Here is a 23,984-nt window from a genome sequence, read left to right on the forward strand (position 1 = left end):
CGCAGGTGGGGCCCGCCCCGGTTCTGGAGCGACAGAGCGAAGGAGCGAAGCGACTGAGCGGCGGAGTGAAGAACCGGGGTTAATAGGGCCCCACCCGCGACGCCGGAGGCGGCGCCATAAACACGGCCCCCACCCGCGACGCCGGAGGCGGCGCCATAAACACAGCCCCCACCCCGCGACGCCGAAGGCGGCGCCTAGAATTACAGCGTGGTCCTCTTCTTCGAGATTCTGCTGATCGCCGTATCGATCCTCATCGGATGGTTCGGTCTGTACGTCTTCTACCGGCTGTTCACCGAATCATGAGTGATCTCGCGAGCGAAGGTTCCGATCCGGCCGAGCGAGCGAGCGACAACAGCAACGGAAAGCCTCCGGCCGACAGCCACGGGCAGAACGGTCACGGCCGTTCGACCGAGTCTCCGTCATCGCTGAGTGGCGATCAGGCGGTGGCCGATGCGGCCGAGCGCGCCAAGGCTACCGGTGCCCGCAATATCCCGGTACTCCCGGACCTCCCGCTTCCCGAGGACACGGCGAATCTGCGCCTCGGCCCGGACCTGAATCCGGCCATGTTGGCGCTGCTGCCGATGGTCGGCGTCTGGCGAGGTGAGGGCGAGGGCAACAACCCCGAGCGTGGGGACTATCGCTTCGGACAGCAGATCGTGGTCTCGCACGACGGCGGCGACTATCTGAGCTGGGATTCGCGCTCCTGGTTCGTCGAATCCGACGGGAGCTACGGCGGGCCCGATCTGCGCGAGAGCGGGTTCTGGCGGGTCGGCGTCGACAGCAACGACGAGGTTCTGGAATTGCTGCTGACCCACAGCACCGGAATTGTCGAACTGTTCTACGGCACCGCCTTGACCCAGGCATCCTGGGAGCTGGCCACCGATGTGGTGATCCGTAGTCAGACCGGCGCCGTCGTGGGTGGCGCCAAACGCCTGTACGGGATCGTCGAAGGCGGCGATCTGGCCTATGTGGAAGAGCGTGTGGTGGCCGACGGCCCGCTGCAACCGCGTCTTTCCGCACGGCTGCAGCGCTATATCGGCTGATCCGAAGACCACGTGCCGAGAGTGCCGACCGCCGGGAGCGGCCCGGTCCCGGCGGGGATTTCCGGTCCGGACACAGAACGACCCCCGAGCCGTATCGGCGCGGGCCCCGGTGTGAACACCGGTGGTTTCGCGGCCGATCCCGATCGGACCGATCGGGGACTCGGGGGCCGGGTGGCTACCGTGGATTCGCTGAGCGCCGAAGCGATCGGAATCCAGGGGACAGCCGGCTACAGCGTCAGCTGGTAGCCACCTCACGCGTCCTGAGAATTTCCATTCTTGGGATCACCTCCTTCCTTGTGTAACTCCGAACTTAGCGACCACCCGCAGTGCTCGGCAACGGAATTTCGTCGAGGGCGTAACGGGTGGTTACGCCGTCGGCGAAAGCGGCTCGTACCTGGCCGGATTCATCGACGGTGATCACCAGTCCGGCGCGGTGCCCGGCCGGGAGCTGATGTGTGACGACTACCACATCGCGATCGGCGGCGACCAGGCCGCTGTCGATATCGAGCAGCGCGCGCAGGAGTTGCGCACCGTTTTCGGCGTCGAGATGTTCGGTCGGTTCGTCCAGCAGGAGCGCGCGGGCCGGTGAGACCAGCGCTCGGGCGAGCAGGATCCGGCGGCGCTGGCCTCCGGAGACGGCGGCGGCACCGCCGGGGAGGTCGGTGTGCACGCCGTCGGGCAGCGCGTCCAGCCAGTCCCCCAGGCCGACTGCGCGCAACGCGGACTCGGCGGTTTCGGCGTCGAGATCGCCGCGGGCGACCCGCAGGTTCTCCAGAACGCTGGTGCCGAACAGATGGGCGTCCTCGGCGAAGAACCGCACCTGCTCGTCCGGCTGATCGAAAAGCCCGGCCCAGGCCATCAAAAGGGTGGTTTTACCGGCGCCGCTGGGTCCGACCACGACCACGCGCGGTGCCTGCGGGCGTTCCGGGATCTGCCACTGTCCGTCGCCCACCCAGCCGATCACGACTCCGTCGGCGCGACCGTCGGCGTAGGGGAACGGATGCGGGTAGCCGCCGGTACCGAAGCGCCGCCGGGTATCGGCCGGCGCGGATTCGGCGCCGCGGGCCGGGATCCGGTCGTCCTGATCGACCGGATCCGGACGGTGATCCGGGGATACCGCACGCAGGCGGTGCAGCGCGGCCCGCGCGACGGTGAGAGTCTGCGCGGCGGCCGGGAGCGGGCCGGTCGCCTCGAAGGTCGACAGCGGCAGCAGGACCAGAACGGTGAGCGCCATCGGTGTCATCGCGCCCGGCGCGCCACCGTCGGGGCCGTAGACGATGATCCCGATCAGCAGCGCGGCCAGCACGGTCACTCCGGTCGCGAGTGGGATCGCGGCCGCGGCCCAGGCGTTCCGGCCGGCGGCCCGGTCCTCGGCGGCCAGCGCGCGCTGATTGGCGGCGGCCGCGGTGCCCATCGCCGATACGAGCTTTCCGGCGACCCGCAGTTCGGCGGCATGATCGAGCACGGTGAGCGCGTGCGCGGCGAATTCGGCCCGATCCGCCCGCGCCGAACGCTCGGCGGCCGCCGCGGCCCGGGCCGAGAGCCAGGGCGCGACGATCCCGGCGAACGCCAGCGCCGCGGCCAGCACCGCCGCGGCCGGTACCGAGATGAAGGCCAGCAATGCGACCGCCGCGACCGCCAGCACCGATGCGACCGCGATAGGGACGAACGTCCGGACGACTACGGCGCCGAGATCGTCGATATCGGTACCGACCCGCACCAACACATCGCCGCGGCGCAACCGGCCCGGTACCCCGGGCCCACCCGGTGCGGTGGGCGCGGTGGGTTTACCGGCTCCCCGGGCGATATCCGGGATATCGGCCCGGCGCGTCAGCCACAGCGGAGCCCGGGCCAGCGCCCGGTACACCGAGGTGCGGGCCGCGGTCATCGAGCGCAGGGCGACATCATGGGTGGCCAGGCGTTCCAGGTACCGGCAGACACCACGCGAGATACCCAGCGCCCGCACCGCCACCACAGCGACAGTGAGATCCAGTACCGGCGGCATCTGCCAGGCCCGGGCGATCAGCCAGGCGGCGAGCGCGGCCAGTCCCAGCGCGCTGCCCAGTGCCAGCACACCCCAGCCGATCGAGATCGCCAGCCGCCGGCGCGGGATCTCCAGCAGTTCCCACATCTGCCGGGTATCGCGCGACAGCAGCCGGAAGCGAGCCCAGCGGCGGCCCGCGCGGGCCCGGAAGTGCGGCGGACGAATGGTTTCGGTTCGAGAGCTCATCGCGATATTCGGGGGGAGGTCGTCGGTACCGCGACGATATCGTCGGCTGCGGACAGTAGGGCCGGACGGTGGGCGACCACGACCACCGTCGCGCCGGTACGCGCCAGTGTGGTGAGTGCCGCGGCCACCGTGACTTCGCTGTCGGGATCCAGGTGAGCGGTCGGTTCGTCCAGCAACAGGATCGGGCGGTCCGCGGCCAGTACCCGGGTCAGCGCGAGCCGCTGCCGTTGGCCGAGGGACAGTCCGATCCCCCCGGACCCGACCACGGTATCCCATCCGGCCGGCAGGGCCTCGAGCACGGCATCGAAACCGGTTACGGCACAGGCGGCGTCCAGTTCGCTGAGCACCCGGGCCGCGCCCCGGCGCGACGGCCCGGACACGGTCGCGCCGAGCAGTTCGAGATTGTCCCGCAATGTCCCGGGCACGAGTACCGGCCGCTGCGGGAGCCAGGCCAGCCGCGACCACCACTGTTCGGCGGGAATCTCCCGGATATCGACACCGTCGGCGAGTACCGATCCGCGGGTGGGTTCGATCAGCCCCAGAACGGCCTGCAGCGCGGTCGATTTCCCGCAACCGTTGGGTCCGGTCAGCGCGGTGATGGCGCCCGGGCGGAAGACGGCGTGCAGGCCGTCCGGTGCGGCTCCGTCCCTGGAATCGACTGTCAGGTCACGGAGTTCGATCACGCCCGCACCCGGAGAGTCGTCGGCGCGCAGACCCGCCGCGGGTACCGGATTCGGCTGCGTTCGGCTCGTAGCGGTCCGGGCCGTCCGGCTCGCGGTCCCCGGCACCGGCACCGGATCGGACCGTAAGGGCGAGAGGGCATCCCGGCCCGGATCCACGGCGGCGACCCGCGGACGTTCGGCGGCTGCCACGCTCACCCGCTCCCGGCCCGCGTCGTCGTCGGCCCCCGGGTCCAGGACCGCGAAAGCCCGATCCGCCGCGGCCATTCCGTCCTGGGCGGCATGGAAACGCTCGCCCACCGTGCGCAGCGGCAGGTACACCTCCGGGGCGAGAACCAGGGCCACGATCCCGGCGTAGAGGCTCATATCGCCGTGCACCAGCCGCATACCGATCGCCACCGCGATCAGCGCGACCGACAATGTGGCCAGGAGTTCGAGCACCATCGAGGACAGGAAGGCGAGCCGCAGCGCGCTCATGGTGCGCCGGTGCAGTGTTTCGCCCAGTTCGCGGACGCGGCCGCTCATCGTCCGGCCGGGGGTGTCGACCAGCGCCCCGGTCTCCCGGCCGAGGGCACGCAGGGTGGGCATCCCGGCGAACAGGTCCAGGAGTTGATCCGAGAGCCGGGTGGTGGCCGCCAGCGTCTCCCCGGCGCGCCCTTCGGTGAGCAGGCCGATGAGGACCATGAAGAGCGGGATGAGCGGCAGCGTGATCACCACGATGACCGCCGAAGTGAGATCGTGGATCGCGATCACCACCAGGACGACCGGTGGCACGAGCACCGCGAGCAGCAGCGCGGGTACGTACCCGGTGAGGTAGGCGCGCAGGCCGTTGAGGCCGCTGCCCACCACGACCGCGAGTTCCGTACGCCTCGACTCCAGTTCCCGGGGTGGGAGTCCGGCACCCGCGGCGAGGACGGACTCTTCGAGTTCGGCGACGACCCGGGCGCCGGCCCGGTGCGCGATGCGCGACTGCCACCACGCGGCCAGTACCCGCCCGCCGAGTGCGACCGCGAGGAATACCAGTTCCGCGGTCCACGAACCCAGCGAGCGGCGGGCGGGATCGGTGATCACCCCGGCCAGCACCCGTCCCAGCAGCACCGCCGCACCCGCGATGCTCACCGTGGTCACCAGTGAAAGGGCAACGCTCAGTGCGAGATAGCGTCGCGCCGAACGCGCATACCGCCACAGGCGTGGGTCCACGGGCGGGCGGGCCATGGGGTCACTCCTCGATCACAACGCGGGGTGTAAGTCCGATTCCGGGTGGGATGTGCTCGACACTAATGCGTTTGCGGAACACCCAGTAGGTCCAGGCCTGATATCCCAGCACCACCGGTGTCACGATCACCGCTGCCCAGCTCATCACCTTCAGCGTGTACGGGGTAGACGAAGCGTTGTCGACGGTCAGGTTGAACGCCGGGTCGATGGTGGAGGGCAGCACATCCGGGAACAGTGCCCCGAAAAGCAACGCGGAGGCGGCGAGCACGGTGAGCGCGGTCCCGGCGAAGGACCAGCCGTCCCGTCCGGCCAGCAGTGCCGCCGCGCCACCGAGCAGACCGAACACCGCCAGCACCACCAGGATCCAGGTCCAGCCGGTCCCGTAGGCGAGTTGGGTCCACAGACCGAAGCCGCCGACCACCAGCGCTGTCGGCACCAGCAGCAGCCGAGCGATACGGTGCGCGTCGTCGCGGACCTCTCCGGCGGTCTTGAGCGCCAGGAACACCGCACCGTGCAGGGCGAAGAGCAGCCCGGTGGTGAGTCCGCCCAGCAGGGCGTACGGGCCGAACAGTTCACCGAAGGCACCGGTGAACTGTTTGTCCGCGTCCAGCGGGACCCCGCGCACGATATTGGCGAACACCCAGCCCCAGGCCAGCGCGGGTACCCAGGAACCGATCCCGATCCCGATATCGCAGCGGGCCCGCCAGCGCGGATCGTCGATCTTGCCCCGGTATTCGATCGCGCAGACCCGCAGGATCAACGCGACCAGGAGCAGCAGCAGGGCGAAGTAGAAACCGGAGAACATGCTCGCGTACCACTCGGGAAAGGCGGCGAACAACGCACCACCGGCGGTGATGAGCCAGACTTCGTTACCGTCCCACACCGGGCCGATGGTGTTGAGCACCACCCGGCGGCGAGTGTCCGCGGTGAGCGCGTCGGACCCGGAAGAGGCAGCTTGCGTACCCCTGTTCGGGCCGCGCTCACCGCGGGTGGACGAGAATCCCCGGCCCAGGATCGGCATGAGCATGCCGACTCCGAAATCGAAGCCCTCGAGGACGAAGTACCCCGTGAAGAGCACCGCGATCAGTACGAACCAGAATTCCTGCAGTCCCATGCCCGGCTCCTAGTAGGCGAACGAAAGCTGTTCGGCGGCAGGTTTTTCCGCTGACCCGTCGGTGGGTTCACCCGGTGGCCGCTCCGGACCCTCGAGCACATACCGCCGCATCAGGTAGAACCAGACGACGGCGAGCAACCCGTAGACCACGGTGAAGGTGATCAGCGAGATCCACACCGTTGCCGCGGAGTGGTCGGATACACCCTGCTGCACCATCAGCCGCAGATCCTGATCGCCGGTCGGATTGGGCACCACGACCCAGGGCTGACGACCCATCTCGGTGAACACCCAGCCGGCCGCGTTGGCCAGGAACGGGGTGGGGATGGCGAGCAGGCTCAACCAGGAGAACCAGCGCTGCCCGGGTACCCGGCCGCGCCGGGTAACCCAGAATCCGGCGAACACCAGCAGCGCGGATCCGGCGGCGAGGCCGATCATGGCGCGGAACGACCAGTAGGTGACGAAGAGATTGGGCCGGTAGTCACCGGGTCCGAACTTCTCGTTGAAGGCCTGCTGGAGATCGACGACACCCTCCAGTTCCACCCCGGTGAACTTGCCTTCGGCCAGCCAGGGCAGCACGAAGGGCACTTCGAGCACATGTGTCACGCTGTCGCAGTTGTTGTGTGTGCCGACAGTGAGGATCGAGAAATCCGGGTCGACCTCGGTGTGGCACAGTGATTCCGCCGAGGCCATCTTCATCGGTTGCTGCTCGAACATCAGCTTGCCCTGGACATCGCCGGTGTACACCAGCGCGATTCCGGAGATCACCACCACCAGCAGCGAGACCCGCGCCGCCGGCCGCCACATGGTGCGGGCTTCGGCGAGTTGGTCGGCGTCTCCGCTGCGGGCACGGCGCACCATCCACCAGCCGGCGATCCCGGCGACGAAGGTACCGGCGGTGAGGAACGATCCCGCCACCACATGTGGGAACGCGGCCAGTGCGGTGTTGTTGGTGAGCAGTTCGACGATGCTGGTCAATTCGGCCCGCCCGGTCTCCGGGTTGTACCGCGCACCGACCGGATGCTGCATGAAGGAATTGGCCGCGATGATGAAGTACGCGGAGGCATTGACGCCGATCGCCACCATCCAGATGGTTGCCAGATGGACGAGTTTCGGCAGCCGGGACCAGCCGAATATCCAGAGCCCGATGAAGGTGGACTCCATGAAGAAGGCGACCAGGCCTTCCAGGGCCAGGGGTGCGCCGAAGACGTCACCGACGAATCTCGAGTACTCGCTCCAGTTCATCCCGAACTGGAATTCCTGCACGATTCCGGTGGCGACGCCGAGCGCGAAATTGATGAGGAACAGTTTCCCGAAGAATTTCGTGAGCCGGTACCAGTGCTCCTTGCCGGTGACGACCCAGGCCGTCTGCATTCCCGCGACGAGCGGCGCCAGTCCGATCGTCAGCGGTACGAACAAGAAGTGGTAGACGGTCGTGATGCCGAACTGCCATCGCGAGACATCCAAGGCGTCCACACCGGGCCTCCTGTTACTACGACGTGTCGTAGAGACAGACTACGCGCCACCCAGGGCTGATCAATGTGTCGGCGGACACGACATGCCGAGCGATACCTACACGATCCGGCTACGGTTCCGGTCACATTCGACTCGACCCGGTCACCCGGACGCGGGCGAGATCACCAATCGGCGATGGTCCCGGCCCGGTCGATACCCCGGTCGACCATCTCGATGATCTCCGAAGCGGACTCCGACGCCGACATCCGTACGCCGTCAAGCGAATTCACGCGTGCGGCGAGGGTCACACTGCTGAGCATCCAGATGCTGTCGCAATCGAACAGGTCGGCGGTGAACAACGGTTCGTAGCGGCAGTCGTAACCGCGGCGTTCGGCCTCGGCGTACAACGCCCGCTGGGTGACCCCCGGCAGCACACCGTTCTTCGCCGGCGGAGTGATCAATTGCTTGCCGCGGGCGATCACCACCGTCGACCGCGGCCCCTCCAGTACGCGATGTTCGGTACTGGTGAAGATGACATCGTCGGCACCCATCCGCGCGGCGAACCGCAGTGCGGCCATATTGGTCGCGTAGGAAAGGGTTTTCGCGCCCAGCAGTTGCCAGGGTGCCGCCTGGGCGAGGTCGATCGAGATACCCCGGGTCAACGTGACCACCGCGACACCCTCGGTTCTCGCCGCGGCCACCCGCTCCGCCAGATCGGTGACCATGACGAAAGTCGTGGGGACCGGGACCGCCTCGGAGAGCTCACCCGACCGCAGACCCGCCTTGGGACTGCCGAGCGCGCTCTCCCGCCCACGGGTCAGCACCAGGCGCATGACCCCCTCTTCTTCGCTACCCCACTCCTTGGCCGCGGTTTCGACAGCGTTCCGCCAGCGCGCCAGATCGGGTTCGGGTAGATCGAGCGCCTTGGCGGAGCGGCGCAGCCGGGCGAGATGGAAATCGAGCGCGCAGACCGTGCCACCGCGGACCAGAGCCGTTTCGAAAATCCCGTCGCCCCGCAGGACGCCGATATCGTCGGCATACAGCAACGGCTGGTCCGCGTCGCGGACCTCGCCGTCGAGTGTTACTAGAACTCGATCCACCATGCGCACGAGCGTAGGCCAACACCGCCCGCCATGGCGGACAGAAAGCCGGGCAGCTCGGACAATGTCTCGTGGATGCCGCATTCGGATACCGCGGTGACCGTTCGGGGACCATTATTCGGATCACGCCGATTCCGCTGATCCGGTAGCGCGATTCGAGCGGGATATCGGCACACCACGCACGGCTGGAGCGCTTACGAAAGTACGCGGCGCAGGTATGACCGAAGCGAACACGGAGATCCGCAGAACACGCATGCCGAAGCGAATTCGGAAGTACGCAGGGCGCGCACGGCCGTAGCGGATGTGGAGGTACGCCGAGCGCGCACGGCTGGAGCGAACGCGGAGGTACGCCGAGTGCGCACGGCTGGAGCGAACGCGGAGGTACGCCGAGTGCGCACGGCTGGAGCGAACGCGGAGGTACGCCTATGGTCGGGCAATGGCGCAACGAACGGATATCGACCCGGGCGTGGTGCGTGCCGCGGTCACGGCGATCCGGGATTGGCTGCTGGACGAATCCCGTCCGGCGCCGGAGCGGGCCGAGCTGGCCGCAGCGGTCCGCGGGACCGCGCGAGCGCTGGCCGCGGCCGCTCCCGGACATTCGGTCGAGGTGCGGGTCCCGCCCTTCGTCGCGGTGCAGTGCATCGAAGGCCCCCGGCACACCCGCGGCACACCGCCCAACGTCGTGGAGACCGATCCGCGGACCTGGCTGCTGCTGGCGACCGGATTACAAGATCTCGCGGCGGCCGTCGCCGCGGGCACGGTGGAGGCCTCCGGTAGCCGGGCCCCGGAGATCGGCCGATGGCTGCCACTGGTCCCCGTACGCTCCGGCGACGACCGGTCGTAGGCCGAATCGCCAGGTCAACCCCCCGCTGATGCGCGAGGAGGCGATCAGCTCCTAGAGTGGAAGCCGTGTCCGTGCTCGCCGCACCCAGCCCTGTCCTCGCTGTACCGGGAGCCGTCGCGGCCCCGCCCGGTTCGCCGGACGAGTCCGTCCCCTGGCATTACGGTGACCCGCTGGGCGAGCAACGCGCTGCCGTCGAGCGGGTGGCGATCGTGGATCGATCCCACCGTTTCGTGCTCACGATCACCGGCGCCGAACGGCTCAGCTGGTTGCACACCATCACCAGCCAGCACATCGCCGAACTGGGCGAAGGCCGTTCCGCGGAGAATCTGGACCTCGATCTCAACGGCCGGGTCCTGCACCATTTCGTCCTGACCGAACTGGACGCGACGGTATGGATCGATACCGAAGCCGACCGGGGTCCGGGATTGCTGGACTTTCTCACCAAAATGGTGTTCTGGGCCGATGCCCGGCCGTCGGCGGCGGCCGATCACGCGGTACTCGGCCTGATCGGCCCGCGCACCCAGACACTGATCGGCGCGCTCGGTATCGACCGGCTGCCCGATACCTACGAGGCACTCGCGCTACCCGGCGGCGGATTCCTGCGCAGGATGCCCTGGCCGACCGGCGACTCCTTCGATCTGATCCTGCCGCGCGACCAGCTCATGTCACGCTGGAGCGAACTCACCGGAGCCGGTGCCGAGCCGGCCGGGTCGTGGGCCTACGAGGCCCTGCGCGTGGCCGCCGTCCGGCCGCGGATCGGACTCGACACCGACGACCGCACCATTCCGCACGAGGTCAACTGGATCGGCGGGCCGGCCGAGCACGGAGCCGTCCACCTGGACAAGGGTTGCTACCGCGGCCAGGAGACCGTTGCCCGGGTACACAACCTGGGCAAACCCCCACGGCGTCTGGTCCTGCTGCACCTCGACGGTTCCGCCGACGAACGACCCGCCCCGGGCGAACCGATCACCGCGGGCGGCCGCGCGGTCGGTGTCCTCGGTACGACGATCGACCACTACGAGCTCGGCCCCATCGCCCTGGCTCTGGTCAAACGATCGATTCCCGCCGACACCCAGCTCACCGTGGGGAGTACGGCCGCGGCGATCGACCCGGATTCGGTGATCGCCGACGATATCCCGCAGGCCGGCCGCCGTGCCGTCGAACGGCTCCGTGGCCGCTGACCGGTACCCGACGATGAGCCGAGAAGAGAACGTCATGCGGGTCGGCGCCACCGGCCGGGTGCTCGCCGCCTGCGTCGTGCACGCCGATCTGCAGGTGCCGGGCCGGGTCGGGCGCAGCGCCATCGACAAACGGCCGGTACCTGGACGAGTGCGGGCCGGGCGGCTCGGCCTCGACGGCGACCATGTGTGCAACACCCGCGACCACGGCGGCGTTCATCAGGCGGTGTACGGCTATGCCGAAGAGGACGCGCGGACGTGGTCGGCCGAACTGGGACGTCCCCTCGATCCCGGCTGGTTCGGGGAGAACCTGCGGATCTCCGGCCTTCCGCTCAGCGACGCGGTACTCGGCGCCCGCTGCCGCGTGGGCAGCGCGTTGTTCGAGGTCAGCGCGCCCCGGGTACCGTGCGCCACCTTCGGGCACTGGGCCGGCGAACGGCAGTGGGTGCGCCGCTTCACGCTGCGGGCTAACACCGGGTGCTATTTCCGGGTCATCACCGAAGGCGAGGTGGGCGCCGGCGACCCGGTCGAGGTCGTTCACGTACCCGACCACGGCATCACCGTCCGCGATGTGTTCACCGGTAGCGATCCCGAACGGCTCGAATACCTGCTCACCGCCGAACCCACTGTCTCCGACGAGATCCGCGCACAGGTGGCCCGGCACACCGGACGCCGCGCGGCCACCGCGGTGCACGAGCCGGCCCCGGAACAGGAGGCGACCGGATGAGCGTCGATCTGGTCGAGGTGGTGCGCTCGGGATTCCGGGAATGCGTGCACCGGGGCTCGGTGGTGATCCTCGGACCCGACGGCGAGCCGACCTTCGAAACCGGCTCGGTACATCTGCCGATCTACCCGCGATCCACCAATAAACCGCTGCAGGCGCTGACCCTGCTGAAGCTCGGATTCACGCCGGTCGACGATGCGGAGCTGGCCATCGCGACCGCTTCGCACACCGGTGAACCCGGACACGTCGAACTGGTCGAGCGCCTGCTGAACCGTTTCGGATTCGGCGAAGCCGATCTAATCTGCCCACCCGATCTGCCCGGCGACGAACAGACCCGGGCCGGGGTGCTGTACCGCGGCGAGAAACCCGCCGCGCGATATATGAACTGCTCCGGCAAACACGCGGCCATGCTGGCGGTCTGCGCGGTGAACGACTGGCCGGTCACCGGTTACGCCGAAGCCACTCATCCGCTACAGCAGGCGATCCTGGCCCAGATCATCGACATCACCGGTGAGCCGGAAACCGATCTCGGCATCGACGGCTGCGGGCTGCCCATCGTCCCGGTATCGCTCACGAATCTGGCGCGCGCCTTCGCAACCCTGGCCACCGCTCCCGACAGCACACCCGAACGCCGGATCGCCACCGCCCTGCGCGCGCATCCCTGGGTGATCTCCGGCACCAACGGCCCCGATCTGCTGACGATGAACGCGGTCCCGGAACTGATCTGCAAGATCGGCGCCGACGGTGTACACGCGGGAGCACTACCGGACGGCCGTGCCTTCGCCTACAAGATCGACGACGGCGCCGACCGCGCCAGAATCCCGCTGACCATGGCAGTCCTGCAGCGTATGGGTGTCGCCTGGTCGGATGAGCTGGCGGCCCTGGCGGCCCCGCCCGTTCTGGGCGGCGGAACCCGGGTGGGTGTGATCCGCGCCATACCCGGTGCCGTCACGGCTGGCGACTGAGCGGCGAAACATCGGCAAACCGGGCGGTCGATCCGCCGGATAGCCGACTCGTGGAAGCGCGACGGCCGGACACGCGCTAAAGTGTCTGTCAGGAAGATATTAATTCGAACGGGGCCGCCACCAATCCCCAGGCCGCCCCGCTGTGACGCGAGGGGGTCAGCCATGGGCCGTGGCCGGGCTAAGGCAAAGCAGACCAAGGTTGCACGGGAGCTGAAGTACAGCTCTCCGTCGACCGACTTCTCGAGCCTTCAGCGCGAGCTTTCCGGTAGTGACAACGCCCATCGTGGTGGTGTCCTCTCGGACGAGCACGACGCGGACGACTCGTTGCCCAAATGGGACGACGAAGACAATTACGACGACTGGCGCCGCTGACCGGATACATACGCTCGGGGGAGGCTGTAGGGCCTCCCCTTTGGCCGTTGACGCCGGTTCGCGCCGTTTCCCGCTGAGTAACCCGGCGGTGGACGACGTGAACCGGCGACCCGGTCCGGAGCGCAGTATCCGATCACGGCACCGGCGCCGAACGAGCAGGTGGCCCACCGGGCCCGCCTATCCGCTCAGTCGGCGCCAGCGGCTCACGTGCCCGGATACGACCCGGGTGGGTATTCGACCTCCGGTGTACAACCGGCGAACGAATACGATCATGCGCCGGAACACACCGCGGAAATACAACGGCCGGATCGTCTTCACACAGAAGACGATCCGGCCGTCGCGGTATCCGTCGGATCAGAAACGCGGATGGTCGCCCAGCAGAACCGCACGCGGGGCATCCGCGTCCTTGGCTTTCTTCACGCTGCCCAGCGTCCAGCATTCGATATGGCGGGCGGTCAGCACCGCCAGCGCGCGATCGACATCCTCGGGCGCCACCACGGCGACCATTCCGACGCCCATATTGAACGTCTTCTCCATCTCCACCCGCTCCACCCGGCCGCGCTGCGCGATCATCTTGAAAACCGGTGCCGGATTCCAGGTCCCGCGATCGAGTTCGGCCACCAGCCCCGCGGGCAACACCCGGGCAAGGTTCGCGGCCAGACCGCCACCGGTGATATGCGAGAAGGTCCGCACATCGGTCTCGGCGATCAAGGCCAGGCAATCCTTGGCATAGATCCGGGTCGGCTCCAGCAACTCCTCACCGAGCGTGCGGCCGAACTCCTCCACATGCCCCGTCAGCGCCATCCGATCGATCTCCAGCAGCACCTTGCGCGCCAGGCTGTAGCCGTTGGAATGCAACCCCGACGAACCCATGGCGATCACCACATCCCCCGGACGCACCCGATCGGGCCCGAGTAGATCATCGGCCTCGACCACCCCGACCCCGGTCGCCGACAGATCGTAATCCTGCGCACCCATCATCCCCGGATGCTCGGCCGTCTCACCACCGAGCAACGCACACCCGGCACGCACACAACCCTCAGCGATACCGGCCACCAGCTCGGCCACCCGCTCCGGCACCACCTTGCCGACCGCGATGTAGTCCTGCAGGAACAGCGGCTCGGCCCCACAGACCACCAGATCATCGACGACCATCGCCACCAGGTCCAGACCCACGGTGTCGTGCTTGTCCAGCGCCTGCGCCACCGCGATCTTCGTCCCGACCCCGTCGGTCGACGAAGCCAGCAGCGGCTCCCGATAGTTCTTCTTCAGCGCGAACAATCCGGCGAAACCACCGATCCCGCCCTGCACCTCGGGGCGGCTCGCCTTGCGCGCCAGCGGGGCGAACAACTCGACAGCCCGGTCACCGGCCTCGATATCCACTCCAGCTGCGGCATAGGACGCACCGGCACCGGTGGGGTTCTGCTCAGTCATTGTCGGGGAAAGCTCCAAACCGAATTCGCGGATAATTGCCTGCTCAGAGTTTATGGCGTCGCCTCCGACAGCGGGGGGCCGGGCTGTGTTTATTTTTGCGGCGCCTCCGGCGCCGCGGGGGCGGGGCCCTATTAACCCCGGTTCTTCACTCCTTCGCTCAGTCGCTGCGCTCCTTCACTACGTCGCTCCAGAACCGGGGCGGGCCCCGCCACTGAGGTGGACCATCCGGAGGAGAGGTGAGTTCCGTGGAACGCGCAACCACGACCACCCAGGAGGCCGGCCGGCCGACTCGGCTACCGCAAAGAACACACAGCCCAGGACCGGATCCGATGCGACCGGGACGACGCATACCACCACAACTCACCCGAGCACGCCCTCACCCACACGAGCAGGAACGCTTGGCACCCTCACGAGCCGGCTTCACATCGATTCGCCGCGGGGTACGGACCACGCCCGGCACAGATGAACCGGTGCGTCACACAGCCGATACCGAGAACCCGACCTCGTCGATACCGGCCGGCACCCGCGGGCCTCCGCTCCCCTCAGGGACGGCTGAGGGCACTCGCGTTGGCGTTCTCGGTGAGTACCCGGGACTGGGAGCGGCCGCCGAATTCCAGCAGGTTCTTGCCGATCGCGGCCTCGGTGGGCAGCGGGATCGGGTAGTCCCCGTCGAAACAGGCACAGCACAGGCGGGTGCGGGGCTGCTCGGTGGCGGCGACCATACCGTCGATCGAGATGTAGCCCAGGGTGTCCGCACCGATGGAGCGGCGTACACCCTCCACCATGTCGTGCATCGCGTCCGGGTCCGTGGGCAGGCCGTCGGGGTCGGTACCCGCGTTGTTGGCGACCAGTTCGGCCCGGGAGGCGAAATCGATACCGTAGAAGCACGGCCATTTCACCGGCGGGGAGGCGATCCGGACATGGATTTCCAGGGCGCCGGCCTCGCGCAGCATCCGGATGAGCGCGCGCTGAGTGTTGCCTCGGACGATCGAATCGTCCACCACGATGAGGCGTTTGCCACGGATCACTTCGCGTAGCGGGTTGAGCTTCAACCTGATGCCGAGTTGGCGGATGGTCTGGCTGGGCTGGATGAAGGTGCGGCCGACGTAGGCGTTCTTCATCAGGCCCTGGCCGTAGGGCACGCCGGATCCCTGCGCGTAGCCGACCGCGGCGGGGGTGCCGGATTCGGGGACCGGGATGACCAGGTCGGCGTCGATCGGGTGTTCGGCGGCGAGCCGGCGGCCGATATCGACGCGGGTGGCGTGGATCGAGCGCCCCGAGATGGCGCTGTCGGGGCGGGCCAGGTACACGTACTCGAAAACGCAGCCCTTGGGTTCGGGATTGGCGAAGCGCGAGGAGCGCACACCGTCGGCGTCGATCGCGAGCAATTCACCCGGTTCGATCTCGCGGACGAAGGAGGCGCCGACGATATCGAGGGCGGCGGTTTCGCTGGCGACCACCCAGCCACGTTCCAACCGGCCCAGCACCAGCGGGCGGACGCCGTGCGGATCGCGGGCGGCGTAGAGAGTGTGCTCGTCCATGAAGGTCAGGCAGAAGGCGCCGCGGACCGTGGGCAGCAACTCCATGGCGGCCTGTTCGATACTCGAATCCGCGGAGGCGTGCGCCAGCAGCGCGGTCATCACATCGGAATCGGAGGTCGCCGAGACCGCTCCGGGGCGGCCGGGCCCGCCGACCAGGCCCAGTTCACGTGCCCGTTCGGCCAGTTCGGCGGTATTGACCAGATTGCCGTTGTGGCCGAGTGCGAGTCCGGAACCGACTGCGGTGGTGCGGAAGATCGGCTGGGCGTTCTCCCAGGTGGTGGCTCCGGTGGTGGAGTAGCGGCAGTGGCCGACGGCGACGTGGCCGGGCATGGCGGCCAGAGTCTGCTCGTCGAACACCTGGCTGACCAGTCCGAGGTCCTTGAAGACCAGGACCTGTGAGCCGTCGGAGACCGCGATGCCCGCGGCTTCCTGCCCGCGGTGTTGCAGGGCGTAGAGGCCGTAGTAGGTGAGTTTGGCCACGTCCTCCCCGGGAGCCCAGACTCCGAAGACTCCGCATTCCTCGCGGGGCGGATTCTCGGTCTCGTCGGTTGCGGTGGGATTGCTGACAGCCGGTTGGTCGGCGTGGGTCACCGTGCGCTCCCTGGTAGGGCGGGTGTGGGGGCACTCGACATTCTACGGGTGTGTTGCGCTCGCGCGTCACCGGATCAGCACTCCGGCAGCAAGCGCCGGATCGGGGCCTGTCACCGGGGGCGGGGACCGGCTGCGTAGCGGCCCAGCAAACCGTCATATCCAGTTAACCCCCCTTTCACCTGCTGAAACAGTGAGGGGACGGTCCGGCGAAGGCGCCCTACCGGGGCATCGGAGCGATCCGCGGGGTCGACGAGCCATAAGCCTCGTGCGCCTCCCGGCGCAACGTGGGCGATATCACCCGGTACGGCACCGCCTGCACGGCCGGCGCGCACCGCTCATCTCGGACGGCCGAGCGGGCGCCCCCCGGGTGGCAGATAACTGTCCACCTCGGCGCCGAGGTCCTTGGCGGCGGTGGCGATATCGGCCGGCGAGAGCCGGGCCGTGACGACGAAGGGTGAGCCCGCGGTGGCCCGCCGGTTCCAGGGTGGGGAGAACTCCAGATCCAACCCGATCGCCAGCTCGATCTCACCGCCGGCGCGAGTGGCTGTGAAACCCAGATTCGGTTCGGTGAATGCCAGCCGGGCCGGCCCGTCGATCGGTGCACCGCTAGGTCCGGCCTCGGCGGCGATCCGGCGTAGCCAATCGGCCAGATCGACCGTGTCGTCCAGACTCAATGCCTGCCAGCGGAAAGACCAGTTTCCCTCGGGGCAGTTCGCGGTGCCGGCGATCACCAGCCAGCTGTACCGGATTCGCGGATCGATATGGTCCGGAAACTGGTATCCGGCAATGGTGAGTTCCACACCGTATCCATCGCTGTCGATCAATCTCACCGGCGAAGTCTGTCATCATCGGGGCAATCGCGCCCGGAGTCGGCGCCGACAGCGCGGTTCTGCTCGCGAAAGCCGAGGCGTGGCGGCGTTCTCGACAGCGGCGGCAGTCGTCGCGAAGGGGCCGGCCCCACGCTTTCCGCGTACGCGAGGTCCCGTCCGGCCGTGGTTTCAGCGGCCCCCGCGGCGGGACAGCACAGCACCGCCGGCATTGACCGCCCAGTGCAGCAGCGCGGGCGCGGTGGCACTTCCCGTGTACCGGCGGAGGGCGCCGAAGAGCAGGCCGGAAATACCGGTGAACGCAACGGTCCCCACGATGTTGTCGCCCGCGGCACGGGCGGGGTGAATATGCCAGAGCCCGAAGACCGAAGCACCGGCGAGCGCACCCACCCGGCACCCGAACTCCCTGTCCAGCAGGGGGTCCAGCGTGCCCCGGAAGATCAGTTCCTCGGTGTAGACGGTGCCGAGAGGAATATGGACAGCGACCCATTCCGCGGTGCTCACATCCGGGGCCCGATCCGCGGAGTCGCCGAGTGCCCGGCGCACCGGCGGTACGAGCAGTGCCGCCGCACAACCCGCGGCGACAACTCCCGCGCAAGCGACGCCGTAGCGGAGGCCGCGCCCGGAGATCCAGTTCGGACGGCCGTCGAAGGCCAGTGCGTATCCGGTGGCAGCGACCATATTCGCCGCGGTGCGGCCACGCCGATCGAGCGCGAGACGAGGCAGCAGCCAGTTGTTCCAGAGCAGCGGCGCGGCCACCGCGACCGGTATCCGGGCTTTCACTTCACCATCCGCTCATAGGCTTCATATGCTTCGATCTCGAGTCTGATCCGCTCGGCCAGTTCGGGGTTCCAGCCCGGCGGGCGGATCACCGCCGCCCAGCCGTCCAGTACCAGGCTGCCGTACCGGTGGCCGTGTCCGTCCCGGACGCCCTGCGCATTGGTGAGATCCGCGCTGACCTGCCAGAAAGTGACCAGTGGTACCCAGCGCATCCGCGGCGAGACATCGGGCCCGCGCGGTTCGGACAACCAATCCGGCTGGGAGAAGAGGAGATCCGGAGACCACCAGACGATCGGGTCGGAGGCGTGTTGCAGATAGGCGATCCGCGGTGCCCGCCATTCCACACCGGGGCGGGCCAGATCCTCTCGGTCGCCGGCGAAACGGATCACCAGGCCGTCCGCGTAGACCGGTTCGGTCTCCAGCGATCCCGGGTCACGCCTGCTCACGAACTGCTGCCAGAGACGGTTGGAGTTCGGCGGACCCACCCACAGGGCGCCGTCCACCTTCTCGCGCAGATCGGCCAGCCCGTCGAACGCGCCCTCGGATCCCTGGGAGCCGAGACTCTCTCCGTACACGAGCAGCTTCGGCCGGTTCTCGACCGGCCGGGTGAGCAGATGGCGGTACACCGCGTCGAACAGTTCCCGGCCCGAGGCAGCGACCTTGTCACGGTCGGCCAGGAACGACAGTGCGCTGGGCAGATACGAGTACTGGGTGGCCACGATCGCCGAATCGCCGCCGTACAGGTATTCGATGGCGTTGGCGGCCATGGAGTTCACCCAGCCGGTACCGGTGGTGGTGACCACCACCAGCGCCTCGCGATCGAAGGCACCGGTCCGCTCCAGTTCGGCGACCGCCAGATCGGCCTGGCTCATCTCGGTGCCCTCGACCGATTCCAGGCCGACATAGGCGCGGATCGGTTCCGCGGCGGGCCGGCCGGTGACCCAGGAGATGCGCTGGGCGCTGGGACCGTGCGAGACGAACCAGCGGCCCTCGAATCCGAGAGTGTCCCAGGGAGCCAGCGATTCCGGGCTGCCCGAGCGTTCGGGAAGGCTGGGTTGCACGGCGTATTCGGAGGTGTGGTCGTTGCGCACGCTGAACGCCGAGTTGGCGGCGGCGAAGAAGGCACGGGAGGCGACCCCGTTGAACAGTGTCACCACCAGCAGGACCAGCACCAGGAAACCGGCCGAGGGAGCCAGCTCGCGCGGGATCTTCACCCAGCGGTTCAACTGGCGGGCCAGATAGAGGATGAGTTCACGTGCGGTGCGGTAGCAGGCCACCACGAGTACCCCGACCGTGACGCTGAGGCCGCCGGTGCGCAGATACGCGGGCGTCGTGGTGCCCTCCATCCCCATCAGCGCGGTGATCTCGCGCTGCCAATGCGCCGACTGCACCAGCAGGTAGCCCGCGCTCAACGCGGCCGTGATCAACACGGCCGATTTCAGCGCGTACCGGGTCCAGGTGGGCGGGGACGGGATCCGGGTGAGCCGGGGCCGCACCCACAAGCGGAACAGCCATTCCAGCAGACAGCCCACGCCGTATCCGATGGCGGCGTTGATCCCGCTGATCAGGCCCTGGAACATCCAGTCGCGCGGAAGCAGCGACGGGGAGAGCGACAGCGCGAAGAAAACCGTCGCCACCACCAGACCCACATAGTTCAGGTCGATGATCTGTTCGGTCCGCCGGACCGCGGCGACACCCCGCCGCCGCCATCTGGTCACGGAATCGGCGGTTTCCAGCACTTGTCCAGTATGGCTGCCACGACCGGCGCCGGCGGGTGGCCCGGGTCACCCCCGGCGCGCCAGTCGTGGCCGGGAGTCAGGCGTGGCCGCCGAACAGGGCGGGCAGGGTGCCCTCGTGCGCGGCCCGCAGTTCGGCCGTGGTGATCGAGAACTGGCCCTGGATCTCGACCGAATCCGACCCCTGGTCGACCACACCGATACGGACCCAGGGCAGCTCCCGCGCGGTGCACATCCGGGTGAAACGGGTCTCCTCCGAGCGCGGCACCGCGACCAGTACGCGGCCCGCCGATTCGGAGAACAGCATGACGAACGGATCGGCGTCCTCGGGCAACAGGATCCGGCAGCCGGTCTCACCGGCCAGCGCGGCCTCGACGACGGTCTGCGCCAGCCCACCTTCGGACAGATCGTGGGCGGCACTGATCATGCCGTCGCGCGAACCCGCGGTGAGCACATCGGCGAGCAGTTTCTCGCGGGCGAAGTCGACCTGCGGGGGCAGCCCGCCCAGATGACCGTGCGCCACCTGCGACCAGACCGAACCGCCGAATTCGTCGCGGGTATCGCCGAGCAGGATCAGCGTCTCCCCCGGCTCCAGACCGAGCCCGGTGGGGATGCGGCGGTGGACATCGTCGATAACACCCAGCACACCGACCACCGGAGTGGGGAGGATGGCGTTCTCCCCGGTCTGGTTGTAGAAGCTGACGTTGCCGCCGGTCACCGGGATACCGAGTTCGACACAACCGTCGGCCAGACCGCGCACGGCCTGCTGGAACTGCCACATCACGCCGGGGTCCTCCGGCGATCCGAAGTTCAGGCAGTTGGTCACCGCTTTCGGGGTCGCCCCGGTGCTGGCCACATTGCGGTACGCCTCGGCCAGGGCCAGGCGCGCGCCGGTGTACGGGTCGAGCTTGGTGTAGTGGCCGGACGCGTCGGTGGCCAGCGCGATACCGCGGCCGGTCGCCTCGTCGATGCGGATCATGCCGGCGTCGGCCTGCTCGGCGAGCACGGTGTTACCGCGGACGTAGCGGTCGTACTGTTCGGTGATCCAGCGGCGGCTGCACAGCTGCGGGCTGGCGATCATCTTCAGCAGGGTTTCGCGCAGTTCCTCGGCGGTTTTGGGCCGGGGCAGGTTGTCCGGGGTGTCGGCGTTGAGCGCGTCCTGGTCGGCGGGCCGCTGTACCGGGCGCTCGTACACGGGACCCTCGTGCGCGACCGTACGCGGCGGTACATCCACCACGGTCTCGCCGTGCCAGGTGACCTCCAGCCGCTCACCGTCGGTCACCTCACCGATCACGGTGGCGAGCACATCCCATTTCGCGCAGACCGCGAGGAAGGCGTCCACGTTCTCGGGGGTCACCACCGCGCACATCCGCTCCTGCGATTCACTCGACAGGACCTCCGCGGGGGTCATATCGGCCGCCCGCAGCGGTACCCGGTCGAGTTCGATGCGCATACCGCCGTCCCCCGCGGCGGCGAGTTCGGAAGTCGCGCAGGACAGCCCGGCACCGCCGAGATCCTGGATACCCACGACCAGACCGGCGTGGTAGAGCTCCAGACAGCATTCGATCAGGACCTTCTCGGTGAACGGATCGCCCACCTGGACACTCGGCAGCTTCTTGCGTCCGGTGCCGGAATCGTCCCCGGAGAAGGTGTCCGAGGCGAGCACGGAAACGCCACCGATACCGTCGAGCCCGGTGCGCGCGCCGAAGAGGATGATCTTGTTCCCGGCGCCGGAGGCGAAGGCCAGGTGCAGGTCCTCCACCCGCATGACTCCCGCACACAGCGCGTTGACCAGTGGATTTCCCTGATACGACGCATCGAAGACGGTCTCGCCGCCGATATTGGGCAGACCCAGGGAGTTCCCGTAACCACCGACCCCGCGCACCACACCGTCCAGCACCCGGCGAGTGTCGGGGGCATCGGCGGCACCGAAACGCAGCTGGTCCATCACCGCGATCGGACGGGCGCCCATGGCCATGATGTCGCGGACGATCCCGCCGACACCGGTGGCCGCACCCTGATAAGGCTCGACGTAGGACGGGTGGTTGTGACTCTCCACCTTGAAGGTGACCGCCCAGCCGTCGCCGATATCGACCACCCCGGCGTTCTCGCCGATACCGGCGAGCATGGCCGAACGCATCTCCTCGGTGGTCGTCTCACCGAAGTAGCGCAGATGCACCTTCGAGGATTTGTAGGAACAGTGCTCGCTCCACATCACCGAATACATGGCGAGCTCGGCATCGGTGGGCCGGCGCCCCAGAATATCCCTGATCCGGGCGTATTCGTCGTCCTTGAGGCCGAGCTCGGCGTACGGCTGCGGCGTATCCGGGGTGGTGGCGGCGGTGGCGACCGTATCGACCTGGTCAGTCACGGGGTACCAGGATCCTTTCGTAGGTTGGCGCGCCGACGCGCGCGGGCTCCGGCCCTCCGGTCTCCCACCGCGTCGCGGCAGGTGGCATCGATGCCGCGGTTCGGTCGGAACGAGGGCCTCGACGGCGGGGCCCCGACAGAGTTGATCCAGCACGAATCCTACGTCCACCTGCGCCGCACCGATTACCGGCCCCATCGCCGGAAATCCCCTGGCCGGTGGTTCGCCCCGAACCACCGGGCCCGGACCTACGGAGCGAGGAAGGCCGCCAGCGCCGCCGCGTAGGCGGTGATATCCGCCGCGCCCATCAGCTCCCGCGCCGAATGCATGGCCAGCTGCGGCGCACCGACGTCCACCGTCGGCATACCGGTGCGGGCCGCGGTCATCGGACCGATGGTGGAACCGCACGGCAGATCGGCGCGGTGCACATACCGCTGCATCGGCACCCCCGCCCGGTCACATGCCAGGGCGAACGCCCCCGCGCCGACGGCGTCGGTGGCATAGCGCAGATTCTGGTTGACCTTCAGCACCGGTCCGCCGTTGATCCGGATCCCGTGCGAGGGTTCGTGCCGCTCCGGATAGTTCGGATGGGTGGCGTGGGCCATATCCCCGGACGCGCACACCGACCCCGCCACCGCGGCCAGGAAATCGGCCCGGCCGCCACCTCGGGCCAGCACGATTCGCTCCAGAACCGTCGGCAGCAACTCGGACTGCGCGCCCCGATCGGACTGGCTACCGACCTCCTCGTGGTCGAAAGCAGCGAACACCGGGACAGCCGCGCCCGGGTTCTCGACCGCCGCGCGGAACGCGTGCAGACCCGCGTAGCAGGTGCCCTGATTGTCCAGGCGGGGTGCGCTGATCAGATCCCGGCCGGCACCGATCACCCGGCTCGGAGCCAGATCGTGGGTCATGAGTTCCCAGCCCAGTACGGCGCCCGGATCGACCCCGGCGTGCTCGGCCACATAGTCCAGGAACGAGACGGGTTCGCTGCCCACACCCCAGATCGCGTTCACATGCCGCTGCGGATCCAGCGTCACCCCGCGCCGGTCCTCGGACAGATGGATGGCCAATTGCGGAACCCGCAGAATCGGTTCGTCGATCCGCACCAGCCGCTCGGCCAGCCCGGTCCCCTCCCGCACACTCAGCCGGCCCGAGATCCCCAGTTCACGATCCAGCCACGAGTTCAGCCACGCGCCGCCGTACGGCTCCAGCCGAACCAGCTGCCAGCCCGCCACCGTCAGATCGGGATGCTGTTTGACCCGCAGATTCGGACTGTCGGTATGCGCACCCACCACCCGGAACGGCCCGGCCTGGTCCGGATCGGCCCAAGCGACGAGGGACCCCCCGCGCACGACGTAGTACCGCCCCCCGGCAGCGGGCCACGGCTGCGTCTCGTCGAGACGAACGAACCCCTGCCCATCCAGCTCCTCGGCGATCGTCCGACACACATGGAAGGGCGAGGGAGACCCGTCGATGAACTCACACAACCCGGCGGCCGAAGCCGCGACAGCAGAACTCGGCATGATCCGACAGTAAGCGCGCACGCGAACCGAGGAACCCCCGACCCGGACGGCTCGCATGCCGACCCGACCACCGCATGCCGACGCAACCCGCGTGAGTCGAGTCTTACGAGACACCGCGAAGGGTTGAGGCCCGTCCCGCCGTTCAGGCCTCGAAGCGCATGCGCCGAAGGCGCGAGTCTCGAGGCCGAAATGGTCGACGCGATACAGGACAGCACCGACGACCCGGCGCTGACCGCGCCGGACCCCGTGGCACTCAGCGAAGACAGC

General features: G+C 68.4%; 18 protein-coding genes. 6 read left to right on the forward strand and 12 right to left on the reverse strand.

The features are described 5' to 3' along the window. The first annotated feature begins 299 nt into the window (after positions 1 to 299). Positions 300 to 1,043 carry an FABP family protein gene (locus tag ACWEWT_RS35945; RefSeq protein WP_452565365.1) on the forward strand — a complete coding sequence of 248 codons (744 nt, stop codon included), beginning with the start codon at positions 300 to 302 and terminating at the stop codon, positions 1,041 to 1,043. Between the two features lie 310 nt (positions 1,044 to 1,353). Here the strand turns inward: ACWEWT_RS35945 and cydC are convergent, their stop codons facing one another. From cydC to ACWEWT_RS35970, 5 genes are all read right to left on the reverse strand, one after another. Continuing rightward, complete coding sequence (gene cydC, locus ACWEWT_RS35950; RefSeq protein ID WP_452565382.1) at positions 1,354 to 3,174, reverse strand: thiol reductant ABC exporter subunit CydC; 1,821 nt, start codon at positions 3,172 to 3,174, stop codon at positions 1,354 to 1,356. Between the two features lie 95 nt (positions 3,175 to 3,269). Next, the gene (cydD, locus tag ACWEWT_RS35955) at positions 3,270 to 5,168 is read right to left on the reverse strand and encodes a thiol reductant ABC exporter subunit CydD (protein ID WP_452565366.1); all 1,899 of its coding nucleotides are present in this window, start codon (positions 5,166 to 5,168) and stop codon (positions 3,270 to 3,272) included. A gap of 4 nt (positions 5,169 to 5,172) precedes the next feature. Beyond that, positions 5,173 to 6,282, reverse strand: coding sequence for a cytochrome d ubiquinol oxidase subunit II (gene cydB / locus ACWEWT_RS35960; protein WP_452565367.1), 1,110 nt, complete (start codon positions 6,280 to 6,282; stop codon positions 5,173 to 5,175). A 9-nt stretch (positions 6,283 to 6,291) separates the two neighbouring features. Then, positions 6,292 to 7,755 carry a cytochrome ubiquinol oxidase subunit I gene (locus ACWEWT_RS35965; RefSeq protein WP_452565368.1) on the reverse strand — a complete coding sequence of 488 codons (1,464 nt, stop codon included), beginning with the start codon at positions 7,753 to 7,755 and terminating at the stop codon, positions 6,292 to 6,294. A gap of 161 nt (positions 7,756 to 7,916) precedes the next feature. Continuing rightward, positions 7,917 to 8,837, reverse strand: coding sequence for an aminodeoxychorismate lyase (locus ACWEWT_RS35970; RefSeq protein WP_452565369.1), 921 nt, complete (start codon positions 8,835 to 8,837; stop codon positions 7,917 to 7,919). Positions 8,838 to 9,270: 433 nt separating this feature from the next. Between ACWEWT_RS35970 and ACWEWT_RS35975 the strand changes: the two genes are divergently transcribed. From ACWEWT_RS35975 to ACWEWT_RS35995, 5 genes are all read left to right on the forward strand, one after another. Then, positions 9,271 to 9,678: a sterol carrier family protein gene (locus tag ACWEWT_RS35975; protein WP_452565370.1), complete on the forward strand. Its 408-nt coding sequence runs from the start codon at positions 9,271 to 9,273 to the stop codon at positions 9,676 to 9,678. A 65-nt stretch (positions 9,679 to 9,743) separates the two neighbouring features. Further along, positions 9,744 to 10,859 carry a CAF17-like 4Fe-4S cluster assembly/insertion protein YgfZ gene (ygfZ, locus tag ACWEWT_RS35980; protein ID WP_452565371.1) on the forward strand — a complete coding sequence of 372 codons (1,116 nt, stop codon included), beginning with the start codon at positions 9,744 to 9,746 and terminating at the stop codon, positions 10,857 to 10,859. 13 nt (positions 10,860 to 10,872) lie between these two features. Beyond that, on the forward strand, positions 10,873 to 11,583 hold the full coding sequence (locus ACWEWT_RS35985) for an MOSC domain-containing protein (protein ID WP_452565372.1): 711 nt from the start codon (positions 10,873 to 10,875) through the stop codon (positions 11,581 to 11,583). Continuing rightward, positions 11,580 to 12,545, forward strand: a complete 966-nt coding sequence (locus ACWEWT_RS35990) for an asparaginase (RefSeq protein WP_452565373.1) — start codon at positions 11,580 to 11,582, stop codon at positions 12,543 to 12,545. The genes ACWEWT_RS35985 and ACWEWT_RS35990 overlap by 4 nt, the downstream gene beginning before the upstream one ends. Before the next feature lie 162 nt (positions 12,546 to 12,707). After that, positions 12,708 to 12,917: a DUF3073 domain-containing protein gene (locus tag ACWEWT_RS35995; RefSeq protein ID WP_452565374.1), complete on the forward strand. Its 210-nt coding sequence runs from the start codon at positions 12,708 to 12,710 to the stop codon at positions 12,915 to 12,917. 354 nt (positions 12,918 to 13,271) lie between these two features. On the opposite strand, the gene purM is transcribed toward ACWEWT_RS35995, so the two are convergent. The 7 genes from purM to ACWEWT_RS36030 all read right to left on the reverse strand — a co-directional run bounded on the left by purM (position 13,272) and on the right by ACWEWT_RS36030 (position 23,717). Continuing rightward, positions 13,272 to 14,351, reverse strand: a complete 1,080-nt coding sequence (gene purM / locus ACWEWT_RS36000; protein WP_452565375.1) for a phosphoribosylformylglycinamidine cyclo-ligase — start codon at positions 14,349 to 14,351, stop codon at positions 13,272 to 13,274. Positions 14,352 to 14,893: 542 nt separating this feature from the next. Beyond that, a complete protein-coding gene (gene purF, locus ACWEWT_RS36005) occupies positions 14,894 to 16,483 on the reverse strand; it encodes an amidophosphoribosyltransferase (RefSeq protein ID WP_452565376.1) in 1,590 nt (529 codons plus the stop codon). A gap of 335 nt (positions 16,484 to 16,818) precedes the next feature. Beyond that, on the reverse strand, positions 16,819 to 17,313 hold the full coding sequence (locus ACWEWT_RS36010; RefSeq protein ID WP_452565377.1) for a WapI family immunity protein: 495 nt from the start codon (positions 17,311 to 17,313) through the stop codon (positions 16,819 to 16,821). A 168-nt stretch (positions 17,314 to 17,481) separates the two neighbouring features. Next, positions 17,482 to 18,093, reverse strand: a complete 612-nt coding sequence (locus ACWEWT_RS36015) for a CPBP family intramembrane glutamic endopeptidase (RefSeq protein ID WP_452565378.1) — start codon at positions 18,091 to 18,093, stop codon at positions 17,482 to 17,484. Then, positions 18,090 to 19,829: an alpha/beta hydrolase gene (locus ACWEWT_RS36020; RefSeq protein ID WP_452565379.1), complete on the reverse strand. Its 1,740-nt coding sequence runs from the start codon at positions 19,827 to 19,829 to the stop codon at positions 18,090 to 18,092. Before ACWEWT_RS36020 ends, ACWEWT_RS36015 begins: the two co-directional genes overlap by 4 nt. 76 nt (positions 19,830 to 19,905) lie before the next feature. Continuing rightward, complete coding sequence (gene purL / locus ACWEWT_RS36025) at positions 19,906 to 22,197, reverse strand: phosphoribosylformylglycinamidine synthase subunit PurL (RefSeq protein ID WP_452565380.1); 2,292 nt, start codon at positions 22,195 to 22,197, stop codon at positions 19,906 to 19,908. Between the two features lie 245 nt (positions 22,198 to 22,442). Further along, entirely contained in the window at positions 22,443 to 23,717 is a 1,275-nt protein-coding gene (locus ACWEWT_RS36030; protein ID WP_452565381.1) for a M18 family aminopeptidase, read from the reverse strand. Positions 23,718 to 23,984 lie beyond the last annotated feature (267 nt).

This window comes from Nocardia sp. NPDC003963, assembly GCF_053605105.1.